This is a genomic window from Roseburia sp. (assembly GCF_041325975.1).
Taxonomy (GTDB): Bacteria; Bacillota; Clostridia; order Lachnospirales; family Lachnospiraceae; genus Roseburia; species Roseburia rectibacter.
The window spans coordinates 651,285-664,592 of the sequence record NZ_JBGLEJ010000004.1; the positions used below are offsets into that span (position 1 = coordinate 651,285).

Genomic DNA, 13,308 nt, shown 5'->3' on the forward strand with positions numbered 1-13,308 from the left:
AGGCAGCTCCTTTCGCCATTAAGCAAGACTCCAGCCAGCCGCACTCTTTCGGATATTGACGAAATCCTGATAGATACCGGGCTGTATCAAAAGTTCCTCATGGTTTCCTTGCTGTGCAATCTGGCCGTTGTCTATAACTAAAATCTGATCAGCATTTTGGATCGTATTCAGGCGGTGAGCAATTACAAGCAGGGTCTTTCCCTTCACCAATTCGGAAATGGCCTCCTGAATATAGCTTTCATTGTCCGTATCCACACTTGCAGTAGCTTCGTCCAAAATGACGATAGGCGCATCTTTCAGAATACAGCGTGCAATCGAAATGCGCTGCTTTTCGCCGCCGGAGAGTGTCGCACCACCCTCACCAACTACCGTCTGGAATCCATCGGGCAAAGCCATAATGAAATCATAGCAGCGGGCTTTTCTGGCTGCCTCATAGACTTCTTCTTCCGTGGCATCCGGCTTTCCCATGCTGATATTGTTGTAAATGGTGTCCTGAAACAGATACACACGCTGGAATACCATGCTGATCTGATCCATCAATTCCGACAGAGGTACATTGCGAATATCCACACCCCTTATCGTCACATTGCCGGATTTCACATCCCAAAGCCGCGCCAGCAGGTTTGCAATGGTAGACTTACCGCTGCCGGACGGTCCAACCAGCGCCGTCATAGAATTTTTCTTCATGGCAAAACTGATATGATGCAGAACCTCTTTGTCCTGATAAGCAAATGTAACATCGTTGAACTGGACTTCTGGCTGTCCCGGCTGTGCCTGAGCCGGAATATGCTGCTTGCCGGTATCGGAAAGTTCTGGTTCATCTAATACCGCTTCAATGCGATCAAGAGCTGCGTTCATAACGGTCAGTCTGGAGGCTTCTCCATAGAGCGCCTTCAACGGGCCAAAAAGATCAAATACAAACAGCAGAACCCCCAACACATAAGCCAAAGAAAGCGCACCGCTCTGTTCCAACACAATAGACAGGCCAAAAATTGCCGCAATACCAATACCGTAAAGGATATTCAGCCCCATTGTCCACGGGGTCATTTTCCGTTCAAAGTCAAGCGATGTATTTCTGGAACGCTTGAAATTGCCGGACAGTTCTTCGGATTTTTCTCCAAGCAGGTTATAGCTCTTAATAACACCAATGCCCTCTACAAAAGACAGCACCGCATCGGTCAGCCGTTCGCTCTGCTCCTGACGGCCTGCTGCTTCTCGCAGAGAAACTTTGTTCATCCCCTTAGATACCAGCCATGCCAAAATAGTAACTATCGCGGCGATCAAGCCAAGCTGCCAATTCAGATAAAACATGAACGCCAGCAAAACCAGCGAGGACAGCAGATAGCTCATCATGTTTCCCAGCGTACTCATGGCAACTTCTTCAATGAACACCATGTCGGTACTAAGGACTGAACTGATCTTTCCAATATTGCCGGAAGTGAAATATCCCATGGGAAGTTTCCGCAGATGACCGCCCAATTCGATACGCTTGTCAGCAAACATCAAATATCCTGCTGCGCTTTGCAGGCTGTCACTAAGATAGTGGACGAGCATCTGAACCAGCACAACAGTAGCAAGGCCAAGTCCCACATAAAGGCAGGTCTGCCCGGTAATTGTCTTGCTTGCAAATCCGCTCAAAACCACAAAGGCCAGAAAAATCGGCATTTTTGACAGAATTGATTCCAGAAACGCACAAACAAATGCGCTCTGAATACGGCTCTTATAACGGCCAGAAAGTTTCAATATTCTTGAAAACAAAGCAAACATTTATTTCCCCTCCTTTGCAGTATGTACTTTCCACTCGGCGCTGTCCTGTGCCGCTTTCCACAACTTTTGATATTCTGGGCAGGACTGGATCAGCTCCTGATGTTTGCCCGTTGCAACCAGCTTTCCGTGATCCATAACACAAATTTGGTCTGCGTTCATAATAGCTGGTAATTTGTGTGCGATAACCACAAGGGTCTTACCTTTTACAAGCTCTGCAATAGCAGCCTCCATCTTTTCCTCGTTTTCAGGATCAGCATAGGCAGTTGCCTCGTCAAGCACCACAATAGGAGCATCCTTTAAGATTGCCCGCGCCAAAGAAATACGCTGGCGCTGACCGCCGGATAGCATTTTTCCTGCATCACCAGCCATCGAATAAATACCCTGCGGAAGTTTCTTAAGGAACTCCATGCACTGGGCTTTCTTTGCGGCCTCCACCACTTCTTCGTCTGTTGCGTTCAGCCGACCAAGCCGAATGTTTTCAAGCAGAGAGGTGTTGAACAGGTATTGATCCTGCGCCACATAGGAGATACGGCTGTTCAGTGCTTCAAGACTCATATTGCAGAGTTTCTGTCCACCGATGGAAATGCTACCTTTCTGTGGGTCATAATAGTGAATCAGCAGTTTTGCCAATGTACTCTTGCCAGAACCAGATTCACCAATAAGAGCTGTTTTCTGTCCAGCTTTTGCCGTAAAGGAAATGTCATGGAGAACTTCATCCATGGTCACCACAGGCTTTCCATCCGGGCCGGGCTGTGTGGCCTGATAACCAAAAGAAACATGGTCATAAGTAATGGTGTCATCTTTTCCGTTGAATACATCCTCTGTCTGCTGAAGCTCTGGTGCATCCAGTACCTGCTCCAATGCAGAAATTTTATAGTTGAGCTGGGGCATGGTAGGCAGGAAACCGAGGGATTTCAGTAGCGGCATACCAATGCTTAAAGAAAGACACAGCACCAAAATCAAATTAGGCAGAGTTGACCAGCCTGAGAGAACGAACCATGCGCCCACAGGCAAAGTCAGAATAATGGTGCATGGAAGCAGACTGCTGTAAATTGCCATCCACGGCCACGCCGCCTTATACCATGCCAGCGTGTAGTCTCGGTAATCTGATACATCTTTGCGGAACCGCTCATAGGAATCCGCATCCTTATTGAATACCTTGACAACTTCCATACCGTTAATGTACTCAATAATGGTATTGTTCATCTTTTGTCCGGCCATGTAGTAAGGCCCCATTTTCTTCATGCCAACGGAATACATCGTCATCATGGCAATCAGACTGATCGGAATGGATGCCAGCGACAGAAGCGCCAGTTTCCAATCCACAAAGAACATTGCCACATAAACCGCAATAGGGATCATCAGGTTTGCAATTCCCTCCGGCATGGAGTGAGCCAGCAAAACTTCCAGACTGTCTACATCATCCACGAACAGCTTTTTGACTGTGCCGGTGCCTTTATCCTGAATGACACCGAGGGGCAGCTTTTCAAACCGTTTTTGAAGTGCCGTCCGCAGACGAAGCAGCGTGTCGTAAGCGGCTTTGTGAGAAAGATTCAGTCCCCAGCCATAGAAAAGGGCTTGCAGCACCAGACACGCCAAGACAAGAACCACGCGCAAAATGATAAAGGATGCTTCAATAGATTCACCCATGACCAGCGGCGCGATCACCTGATAAGCCAGCACAAAGGGCAAGACACCCATCAGAACGCTGACCAGTACGACAACCGTGGCCACATACATATTTTTCTTATATGGCCCTGCGTACTCAAAGATTTTTTTGAACATAAGCCCTCCTTATATTGAGCCGTACTGTCTGTGCTTCAAAAACAAGAGGCCGCCAAAGTAAAGCGGCCTCTTATCATTATCTTTCTGTCCAGTCAAGTCGGCCCTGACATTCATAATTTCTAAAATTCACTGGCGGATTCGGAAAAAATCCAAAACCTTTTTACTGCCGGATTCGTCCAATGGATAGCTTTCTTTTACTTGCCCTTTTTCCATATGGACTACATACGAACATCCCGCCATCACCAACTCCGGATCATGCGTAATAACAAGAAGCGTTTTGCCCTGATCCGCGAGTGACTTCAAACTCCGCGCAACTTCCCGCATATGTTTGAGATCAAGCCCGCTGGTTGGTTCGTCAAACACAATGATCTCCCGGTTACTCACAATGGCAGATGCGATCGCTACCCGCTGTTTTTGCCCGCCGGAAAGAGAAAGCGGGTGCCTGTCTTTATATTCCAGCAGATCAAACTGTTTAAGGATTTCATCTGCAACAGTTTCATCCTCGTTGTCCATGCTTAGAAGCACTTCATCCATCACGCTTTCGGTAAATAGCTGATGGCTGGTATCCTGCATTACCATGTAGCAATGTTTGAGCCGGGCTTTCCAATCAAGGGTTTTCCCGTCAACCTGCAAAAGGCCACACTTCTTTTCCAGTCCGCAAATACAGCGGGCCAAAGTAGATTTTCCAGCGCCATTCAGGCCGATAATGGCAATCGTTTCTCCAACAGGCAGTTCTGCACTCGGAATATGGAGGCTTTCCGGCTCCCGCTTTTTATACGCAAAGCAGAAATTTTGAAATTCCATCTGTTTAGCTGTATGCGCCTGATACTGATTCGCAGGCTTCAACTTCGAGAGAGAAAACGGCCGCAGCCCCATTTCTTTTCGAGTGCTATCCGATAAACTGTCAAATTCAGCAGGCGTGTATTCCCGTTCAATCTCCCCATCTTTTACATACAGCACACGATCTGCAAGATCGTGAAGGTAGTAAAGGCGGTGTTCTGCAATCAGAATTGTTTTGCCCTGCTTTTTCCAGAGGCTCAAGACCTGCCGCAGGTCATCAATAGCAGCCATATCCAGATTAGAAGATGGTTCGTCAAGGACCATAATTCCCGGTAGCAATACACTTGATGAAGCACAGGCTATTTTTTGCTTTTCGCCCCCGGACAGAGCAAACACGCTTCGCCCCATCAAATCTTCAATATGATAATCGGAAACTGTACGGTCAATCCTTTTCAGGATATCTTCTTGGGGATAGCCTAAATTTTCACAGGCAAAGGCTAATTCACTATCCGTATCCACGTTGAAAAACTGACTTTTGGGATTCTGGAATACAGATCCCACCATAGCAGCCAAGTCATAAAGCGGCGTATCTGATACGCTTTTTCCGTCCAGAAGGACATCGCCCTCTAAATTACCTTCGTAATAATGAGGCACCAGCCCGTTTACCAAACGGGTAATCGTTGTTTTCCCGCAGCCGGATTCTCCCGTGAGTAAAACAAATTCCCCTGTGTTTATGGTGAGATTGACATTTCTAATCCCTCCGCCGCTGGATTCTTCACCATAAGAAAAAGAAACATTTTGAAAATCTATCATGGCAAAATCCCTCCTGCGGAAATTATCGGGGAAGCAATCGCCCAAAACACTACAAAGCAACAAAACAAAATCAGCACCACATCGGCAAAATTGAATTTAAGCTGGCAAATGTTTGTGCGTTTGACAGGAGCGCCGAGGCCACGGGTAATTGCCGCAGCGGAAAGTTCCTCACCGATTTTCACGGAGCAGGTAATCATCGGGATCAGCTTATACTCCAATATTTTTGAAGGTTTTTTCCCTCCAAGTTTAATCCCACGCATTTTCATAGCGTCACTGATTGCTTCTGACTCCTGAAAGACAGTTGGAAAGAAGCGGAACATGACCGTTAAGGGGATCGTCACTTCTTTAGGCATATGGATTCTTTCCATGCCGGAAATCAATTCACTGACCGTTGTTGTTTTCACTGCATAGGCAGCAATCGCAACACTGGGAAGGATTCGGCAGAAGAATCCTGTTGTAAATAGAACGAGGAAATTCAATATCCCCGTAAGGTGCGGCAAAACATAAATTTGAACAGCAAAAAAAGCAGAAAACACAGCAATATAGCCCACAGCTTTTGCACATTGTTTCGAGGTAAGCAGCAATATAGCCGGAACCGTACAAAGAACAAGGCGGATCAGCCCCATAGCTTCTCCGCCTGTTCCACCCATGACAAAAATGCTTATGATGAAGATGAGCAACAGTTTTGTACGCGGATCGAGCCGTAGCCCTTGTTCTGTTTTTTTGCTGAGCAGAATTTCCCGCGCCATTATGCAATACCGGCACGCTGGAAGTGCTTTTTGCAAATGGCTTTCCCAATCATACCTCCGACAAGGCCAAACACAAAGCAGGCAACCAGCAGAATAGGCGCAATCCACATAGGCATATATGTATTAAGGGTAGCTGCATATTCAGCGCCGTATCCTTCAGTCAACATTACCATATAGCTTTCACGGTTCAGGAAAATGGGAGCAAAGTTGCCAAACACCCAGATGCTGAACACGCCGCAGGAAAGAACTGTACTCTTTGCACTTTTGTAGTCCGCCTTTTTCAGAATCACGTCGGCCAACAGGCCGCCAACAAGACCAGTTACCATAGTAAGATAGCCGTTGCCGAAGAACACCATGATTAGGCCAATCAGGAAACCCATGATTGCAGTCATCCCGAATTTTTTAGCCTTTGTAACATACAGCATATAGGGGATGCCGCCAATCAAAGGGCACAGCACCGCCATCAGTGGAATAAAAATGGGGATAAAGCCAAGCATCGCCACCAGCATAACAATCACGACATAAATGACGGTGTAGATGCCGATAGTAATTAAATCTTTTCCCTCAAGCCGGGAACTTTTTTTCTGGGAACTCATACCAGTATCCTCCTTATCTCTGAGAAAATGAAAATGTGGTGTGGTTAGAGTGTTCTAACCACACCACATATAATAGCAATTTGCGCCCACGATTCCAACCCAAAACCAATTTTATTCTACCCAAAATCAGTATTTTTGCATTTATCCAATCGTAGCTTCTGCTTTATAGTTTTTCGGATTCACTCCGTATTTCCTTTTGAAGGCCGCTGCGAAATTGCTCGCTTTTGAATATCCCACCAGTATAGCCACCTGGCTGACATTCAAATTACTTTCTAACAGCAGGCTTGCCGCCTTTTCTAACCGCTGGTCGATGACATACGCATGAACCGATGTTCCGAACAGGGAGGAAAAGCCCTTCGTCAATTTTGAAGTGCTGATATTGACCTGCCGCGCCAATTCCTCGCAGCTCGGAGCCAGGGCAAGCTGGCTGTCAATAATTCGCTTTGCCTCTATGATGGAATCCCGGTCACTTCTGGAAATTGCAACGTAGGTTGACGCGAGAATACTCAGCTCCAGGACCTCGCTCAAATATACCGATAGCAGCTCAAAGACCTTGCTTTCCAGAAACAGGTATCCCAACCCGCCGCGATATTGCGTGAAGTCTTTCAGCTCCGCAAAAATGTGTTCCATATAGGGCGTGATATTCACCTTTGATATGCCGTCCAATAATTTTTTCTGATAGACCTCGATCTCACCAGCCTCAAAGTAGTCATTCAGAATCTTATAGAAATAGGATAGAGGTATTTTCACATTTTTGAAAAGGAAATCGCTCTTTTTAGAATAGCACAGATATTCCATTTTCCCGTGGCCGCGATAAATACAGGATTCACCCTTTTGTATGCTGGCACTTTGCCGGTTGTCTGCAATATTCCAGGAAACACCGTCATTGAAGCAGAACAGCATTTGTATGTATTCCTCGCTGCTCACCCCCTGCACGTTCATATCCGAAAAGTAATTCATTCTCCAGTCTGAAACAACTGCTCCCTGTTTCGTGACGATCTGCGAAATCTGACCTGTTCCCATATCAGCCGGAATATCTATTGTCACTGTCTGCGGAGAGTTGGAGAGCAGATCATGGTACAGCTTCGTCATGTATTGGTTTGTCATCGTGCGCCCTCCTTTCTTGGTTAGTCAAAGCTAATCATATAATACTGCATATTTTGGAAGCAGTCAAGGAAAGCCTACAGCAACAGAAGTCCTACGGCCTCTAAAACACATTTTTTCTTTTTTATTTATAAAATCGGTATAATCATACTCTTTAGCAAGCACGATAAGGTTATTCCTTTGTGCAAACCGGAACGATACAATATTCTTGAGGTGAACGATTATGCCGATTGATGATTTAACTGCTTTAGGGCAGAAAATGCGGGAAGCCCGAAAGAATAAAGAGCTGACACAACAAGAACTTTCTGATCTGAGCCATGTTTCTGTAAAGCAAATCGCCAATATCGAAAAAGGAAAAATGAATCCTTCCTATTTGATTTTGAGAGCATTGGCAAAGGTTCTGCACATCTCTTTAGATACGCTTATAAATCCAGATATTTCTCTGGAGGATGAGGGTGTCAATCAGATGAAAATACTTTATTCCAGCTGTCCGCCAGAAATGCGTGACACCCTGTTGCATCACACCCAGGAAACGGTGAAAGAACTTACAGAGTTGTCCGAGAAATTTGAAGCGAATTGAGCCAGTGAGTGAAATTTAACGATTCTCTCACTGGTTCTTTTCATTTTCGGAGAAAAGAGGCAAGCAATGCCTGTGTTAATACACACAGGCCCGCAGAGAAGAAAATCCCTCCGTGATTTTCCTCTCCGCTTGCTTGTTGAGGGCAGCGCCCCCAAGCCCCTTTGAACACAGAATTTCATTCTGTGGCTACGCGTTCTGCGAACGCTTTTGACCAGGACCAGCTTACCGCTGGCCGTGGTCTTTTTCTTTTTCAACATCCTGTTCTACCTCCATTTTCAGGACCCGATCCACATTGGCCTTTGCCGTTAAAAGTTCTCGCATTTCCTCACGGGAATGCCGATACTCGGCATAGGTCTTTTTCTTTTCTTCCAACAATTTCGCGTACTCTGTCTGCAACTCTTTGACCTTGGGCAGCTTCTTGACGCCCATCTCATCAAAGGCATTCTTAGCAGCCTGGTGGAGCAGAATTTCTTCCTCATGTTCTTCCCTGAATTTCTTAGAGTAACCCGCCTTGCGGTATGCCACATAGACCTCACGGGTCTTGGCATAATTTACGATGTGAGTACGCAGAACAGCGATCTCTGCCATGCGCTTTTCAGCCGCTTTGATCTGCGCCGAAAGTTCATTGTGATGTGCCGTGGCAGCCGCAGCCTTTTCTTCCAAAACCGCATACTCCAGCAGGTTGTGCTCTGACAGGTAATTCATGGTCTGCGCCATCTGCTTGAGGTTGAACACCTTAGCCCATCGAGCATAACCAGCGCCTTTTCCAGCCTGCAATTTTGCCTGAATGTCCACCAGCAGATTGATCTTTGGCGGCTCTGCCTGTGTGACTGTTTTCTTTCGCGGGGTATGTGCTTTCTTCCCGGAGAGAACTGCCCGCAAATCTTCCAATCCATATCCTTCGCCCAGACTGTCCATGCGGGCGGCTTTCTCCCAACCAGAGAGCTTCAGTCGATACGATTTTCCGCGCTTTGATACCTCACAGCCGGACTCTTGCAGCAGCTTCAGCAGCTCCTCAAAATTAGCAGGACTTTGTGATAATGCGTTGTCAATCGCCACACGAAGCAGCTCTCGGTGAGAGGGCTTTGCCTGATCTCCCATCCATTTGTTATAGCTCTTTCCATGAGGGTTCGGATTCTCTACAATGGACAGTCCGTTTTCAATGCAGATGGTATCACTTAACCTGCGAACCGCCTTGGTACTGCCCCAAAAGTTTCGGAATTTCCGGTCATATTCTAAGCTGACCGATGACCAGATAATGTGATTATGAATGTGCGACTTGTCTATGTGAGTGCAGACCACAAAGGCATGGTTGCCTTTAGTAAATCGCTTGGCAAATTCCACACCCAGCCGGTTAGCTTCTTCCGGAGTAATCTCGCCGGGGCGGAAGGACTGGCGCACATGATAGGCAATCACATCATCCGCACCGCGCACTCGTCCGGTAGCAACGATATACTGCCTTTTTGCTAAAAGAAACTCCGCATCAACCGTTCTGCTGTCACACGCAAATCCTGCGATGAGCCTTCCATTATCTGTTTTCTGTGGATTTGCTACATAGTCGATGATGTCACTGATCGCCCGACTCTCTGTGCGGCCTTTGCCGACATGAAGTGGCATGATTCTTGTAGTTGCCATAAAAAGCCCTCCTCTCAAAATATTTTCTCTGAACTCTTTGTGCCTATCGTTGAAATAAACTCTCCTTATGGGTATAATATAAAGAAACTACCAATACCTCAAAGGAGGGATTTTATGATAGAACAGCTCATTGCTGAAGCAACCGAATGTGATTTCAAAGTTGCTCTCGAAATAAAAAAGCCAAAAAGCTGGTTAAAAAGTGTCAGTGCCTTTTCCAATGGAATTGGCGGCACTCTGTTTTTCGGAGTCTCCGATGACCGGGAGCCTATCGGCTTGTCCGATGTTCAAAAGGATGCTGAAGCGATCAGCCGCTTAATCAAAGAACGTATCACACCATTACCGCAGTTTATCTTAAAGCCATTGCAGGAAGATGGTAAAAACCTGTTGGCTCTGGAGGTTTCTCCTGGCCGCAGCACCCCATACTATTACAAGGCAGACGGAGTAATGGAAGCATACATCCGTGTTGGAAATGAAAGCGTAATTGCACCGGATTACATTGTGAATGAACTGATCTTAAAGGGAACCAATCAGTCCTTTGATACCCTAACAACAGACGCGGTAAAAAAGGATTACAGCTTTACACTTCTGGAAGCAACCTATCTGGAACGGACTGGTCTCCGCTTTGAGCCATCCGATTATGTCTCCTTCGGTTTGGCTGACAAAAATGGGTTCTTGACCAATGCCGGAAAGCTCATGACCGATCAGCACACAGTTTATAACTCCCGTATGTTCTGTACCCGGTGGAATGGCTTGGAAAAAGGCTCTATCTTTGATGATGCGCTGGACGATAAAGAATACGAAGGGAATCTGATTTATCTACTGAAAAGCGGCAGTGAATTTATTCGCAATAATTCCAAAGTCCGTTTTGTCAAAGAGGCACAGTATCGTGTAGACAAGCCGGATTATGCTGAACGAGCTGTGACAGAGGCTCTTGTCAATGCGCTTATCCATCGTGATTATATTGTGCTTGGCAGCGAAATCCATATTGATATGTTTGATGATCGGGTGGAAATCACATCTCCTGGCGGTATGTTTGGCGGCGGCTCAATTCAGGAATACGATATTTACAGTATCCGTTCCATGCGGCGAAACCCTGTGATTGCTGACCTGTTCCACCGCATGAAGTACATGGAACGCCGTGGAAGTGGCCTACGCAAAATCGTCAGTGAAACCGAAAAGCTACCTGGATATACAGCGGCATATAAGCCTGAATTTTCCTCAACAGCAACAGATTTCAGGGTCATCTTGAAAAATGTAAACTACAACTTAGAGGATGACACCCACCAAGTTATCCACCAAGTTACCCACCAAGATATTGAACTATCAACGGTGTCCAAACAGATTTTGGCTTTTTGCACAACACCAAAATCCAAGAAAGAGCTTGCAGTATTTTGCGGCTTCAAAGATTTAAGAAACTTCACTTTGAAACATATCAATCCGCTTTTAGAATCCGGGCAATTAGAAATGACTATTCCCGATAAACCTAAAAGTCGCAATCAAAAATATATTACAGTTCGTTCCGAATAAACAGAGAAGCAGGGCATTGGGTCTCATCTCCCATTGTCCTGCTTCTTTTTCATTCCAAATTATATTCACATCATTTACCCATACACCCAATCCTGTATCGCAAATTTCAAACTCTGCACCTTTCCCAGTAGCCAGATTGCAGCCAGCGGCAGCCCCATCGGGCTAATCAAAAATGCCATAACCAGCAAAATCACACCATTCTGCGGGGAATAGGTAATCAGCACAGCCACGCCAAGCAAAGCAATTACCGTGCTTAGTAGACCAAGCACCAGACCGGATATGTAGATCAGCCCCGTGCAGAGCCAGACAAAAAGCGTCAACACCAAAATGACCGGTGCAGTTACGATCATCAGCAGACATTTCAAAATCTTCATTTCTGTTCCTCCTTCCAACGCTCCAGATACTGTTTGCATAGGGCATCCGCTTCTCTCTCATCATCTTCCGTCACTTCCCGTTTTCCTTTGGTCAGTTCAATCTCCAGATAAGTCCGGTAATCATCGGCTAAGAGGTCGAACAGTTCCTTGGGAGTATGGCACACCTCGCCAGAGCAATAGTGAAAATCTTGGTCAAATTCAACTCTTACACATCCATGGCGGCTGATATAAACTTCTATGGTCTCGTCTGCGGTTAGGTAATCCGCAAAAATCTCCAGCACCTTTTCAAAGGTCAGCATCTGTTTTCACTCCTTTGCTACGCTTCTTATTCTACTCATATTATCCGGTACGGACAGGCAAAAGACAAGGATACCGGCAAAAAGAAAAAGCGGAGGAAGGTGCGGCGAAGAAACGCCGTTCCTCCCTCCGCAAATGGAGTATCTATCCCTGTTATGAAAGTTTGGAGAGTTGGGTAAGGATTTCCTTCACACCTTCCCACAGTTGTTCCTGCCGCTGGGATATATCCTCCAAGTCAGCATCATAAATCCGCCCGGTCTCATGCACTTTGCGAGTCAGCTGATTCAAGTTGTTGCTGCTTCGGCGCATCAGGGAAACCAACTCCTTCAGCTCCGGCAAATCCAGTTTGACCACATACCCATCCAGTGCCATTTTCCGCAGATAAGCGCTCAAATTCTCTGTCCCGTATTGCTGCATCTTTTGATGGATCAGCTCCAGTTCTTCTGCGGACACCCAAAACAAAACCGGAACATCCCGCTTGCGCTTTGCCATGGTTATCGCTCCGGCTCCCGTTTTTTCGGGGCGGCAGACTTATGGGCGGGCAGCTCCTGTTTGAGCTTTTGCAGGACAGAACTTTTCTGCTGTTCTTGAGCAACTTTTCGGAACTGTCTGGTGAACAGATCGGTCAAACCGGGATTGACCTGATCTACCACCAGATAGGCACAGTGGCGAGAAGAGCCGCTGTCCTCCAGCATAGGAATGGTTTTTGCCCATGCTTTATTGTCCTGAGAGATACGCCCGTCATAGTTCTTGCGCTGGATGGTATTGGCAAGAATAAACTGTACCCGTTCCGTCCCGAACTTTTCCAGCACATCTTTGACCGCCGCCTCCGTATCCAGCCGGTTCTCTGCATAGTGGGCGCTGATGGTCTGCGCAATGGCTTCTTTGCAGGCGCTGTTCGCCTGATACGAACGGTTATATTGTGCCATCTCTCCATGCTCGGACGCATAGGCGGCAGAATGGGGGTAGAGAGGGGCGGTTCGTAATTCTTCCTGCGCCTTGCACACATCATCGGCACGGTTCTCAATACTGTCCCGGATCACATCCATATAGCCGGTCTCCAGCTTTTCAAAATAGCGGTACACATCCGCCAATGGAGAGGGAGATTCCAAAAGTGCCTTGGCCTGGGCGTCGGTCAGCTCCAGCTCCTCCATCGCCATCACAATATCCTCACGGACAGTATATTCATAGGTGTGGTGCAGGATTTCTTCCGGGGGCTGGCTTTTCAGCCAGTCCCGGAACTTATCCTGTTCGGCAGCCATCTTTTCATAAAGGGCTGTATTCAGATCGTTAGTATTCAT

Annotated in this window: 13 protein-coding genes; 2 read left to right on the top strand and 11 right to left on the bottom strand. The window is 46.7% G+C overall.

The genetic code is table 11. The features are described 5' to 3' along the window. Window positions 1–18: 18 nt before the first annotated feature. From ACDD58_RS06370 to ACDD58_RS06395, 6 genes are all read right to left on the bottom strand, one after another. Window positions 19–1,767, bottom strand: a complete 1,749-nt coding sequence (locus ACDD58_RS06370) for an ABC transporter ATP-binding protein (protein WP_370776477.1) — start codon at window positions 1,765–1,767, stop codon at window positions 19–21. Then, window positions 1,768–3,552: an ABC transporter ATP-binding protein gene (locus ACDD58_RS06375; protein WP_156833029.1), complete on the bottom strand. Its 1,785-nt coding sequence runs from the start codon at window positions 3,550–3,552 to the stop codon at window positions 1,768–1,770. A gap of 126 nt (window positions 3,553–3,678) precedes the next feature. Continuing rightward, window positions 3,679–5,145 (bottom strand): ABC transporter ATP-binding protein, encoded by a 1,467-nt coding sequence (locus ACDD58_RS06380; protein ID WP_118615414.1) that lies wholly within the window; start codon window positions 5,143–5,145, stop codon window positions 3,679–3,681. Then, entirely contained in the window at window positions 5,142–5,894 is a 753-nt protein-coding gene (locus ACDD58_RS06385) for an energy-coupling factor transporter transmembrane component T (RefSeq protein ID WP_097793456.1), read from the bottom strand. Before ACDD58_RS06385 ends, ACDD58_RS06380 begins: the two co-directional genes overlap by 4 nt. Then, complete coding sequence (locus ACDD58_RS06390) at window positions 5,894–6,490, bottom strand: MptD family putative ECF transporter S component (protein WP_015535748.1); 597 nt, start codon at window positions 6,488–6,490, stop codon at window positions 5,894–5,896. Before ACDD58_RS06390 ends, ACDD58_RS06385 begins: the two co-directional genes overlap by 1 nt. A gap of 141 nt (window positions 6,491–6,631) precedes the next feature. Next, complete coding sequence (locus ACDD58_RS06395) at window positions 6,632–7,597, bottom strand: AraC family transcriptional regulator (RefSeq protein ID WP_118192063.1); 966 nt, start codon at window positions 7,595–7,597, stop codon at window positions 6,632–6,634. 220 nt (window positions 7,598–7,817) lie between these two features. Here ACDD58_RS06395 and ACDD58_RS06400 point away from each other — a divergent pair, with 220 nt between their 5' ends. Beyond that, complete coding sequence (locus tag ACDD58_RS06400) at window positions 7,818–8,174, top strand: helix-turn-helix domain-containing protein (RefSeq protein WP_009272648.1); 357 nt, start codon at window positions 7,818–7,820, stop codon at window positions 8,172–8,174. Window positions 8,175–8,396: 222 nt separating this feature from the next. Here ACDD58_RS06400 and ACDD58_RS06405 read toward each other — a convergent pair whose 3' ends face one another. Beyond that, the gene (locus ACDD58_RS06405; RefSeq protein ID WP_118615416.1) at window positions 8,397–9,809 is read right to left on the bottom strand and encodes a relaxase/mobilization nuclease domain-containing protein; all 1,413 of its coding nucleotides are present in this window, start codon (window positions 9,807–9,809) and stop codon (window positions 8,397–8,399) included. A 114-nt stretch (window positions 9,810–9,923) separates the two neighbouring features. Between ACDD58_RS06405 and ACDD58_RS06410 the strand changes: the two genes are divergently transcribed. Beyond that, window positions 9,924–11,336, top strand: coding sequence for an ATP-binding protein (locus ACDD58_RS06410; protein WP_110104023.1), 1,413 nt, complete (start codon window positions 9,924–9,926; stop codon window positions 11,334–11,336). 74 nt (window positions 11,337–11,410) lie between these two features. Here the strand turns inward: ACDD58_RS06410 and ACDD58_RS06415 are convergent, their stop codons facing one another. From ACDD58_RS06415 to ACDD58_RS06430, 4 genes are all read right to left on the bottom strand, one after another. Next, window positions 11,411–11,710 (bottom strand): CD1845 family protein, encoded by a 300-nt coding sequence (locus ACDD58_RS06415; protein WP_015529856.1) that lies wholly within the window; start codon window positions 11,708–11,710, stop codon window positions 11,411–11,413. Then, window positions 11,707–12,009: a hypothetical protein gene (locus tag ACDD58_RS06420; protein WP_015529855.1), complete on the bottom strand. Its 303-nt coding sequence runs from the start codon at window positions 12,007–12,009 to the stop codon at window positions 11,707–11,709. The genes ACDD58_RS06415 and ACDD58_RS06420 overlap by 4 nt, the downstream gene beginning before the upstream one ends. A 151-nt stretch (window positions 12,010–12,160) precedes the next feature. Continuing rightward, entirely contained in the window at window positions 12,161–12,499 is a 339-nt protein-coding gene (gene mobC / locus ACDD58_RS06425) for a plasmid mobilization relaxosome protein MobC (protein WP_117453440.1), read from the bottom strand. Between the two features lie 2 nt (window positions 12,500–12,501). Beyond that, a complete protein-coding gene (locus tag ACDD58_RS06430; protein WP_156833031.1) occupies window positions 12,502–13,308 on the bottom strand; it encodes a DUF3848 domain-containing protein in 807 nt (268 codons plus the stop codon).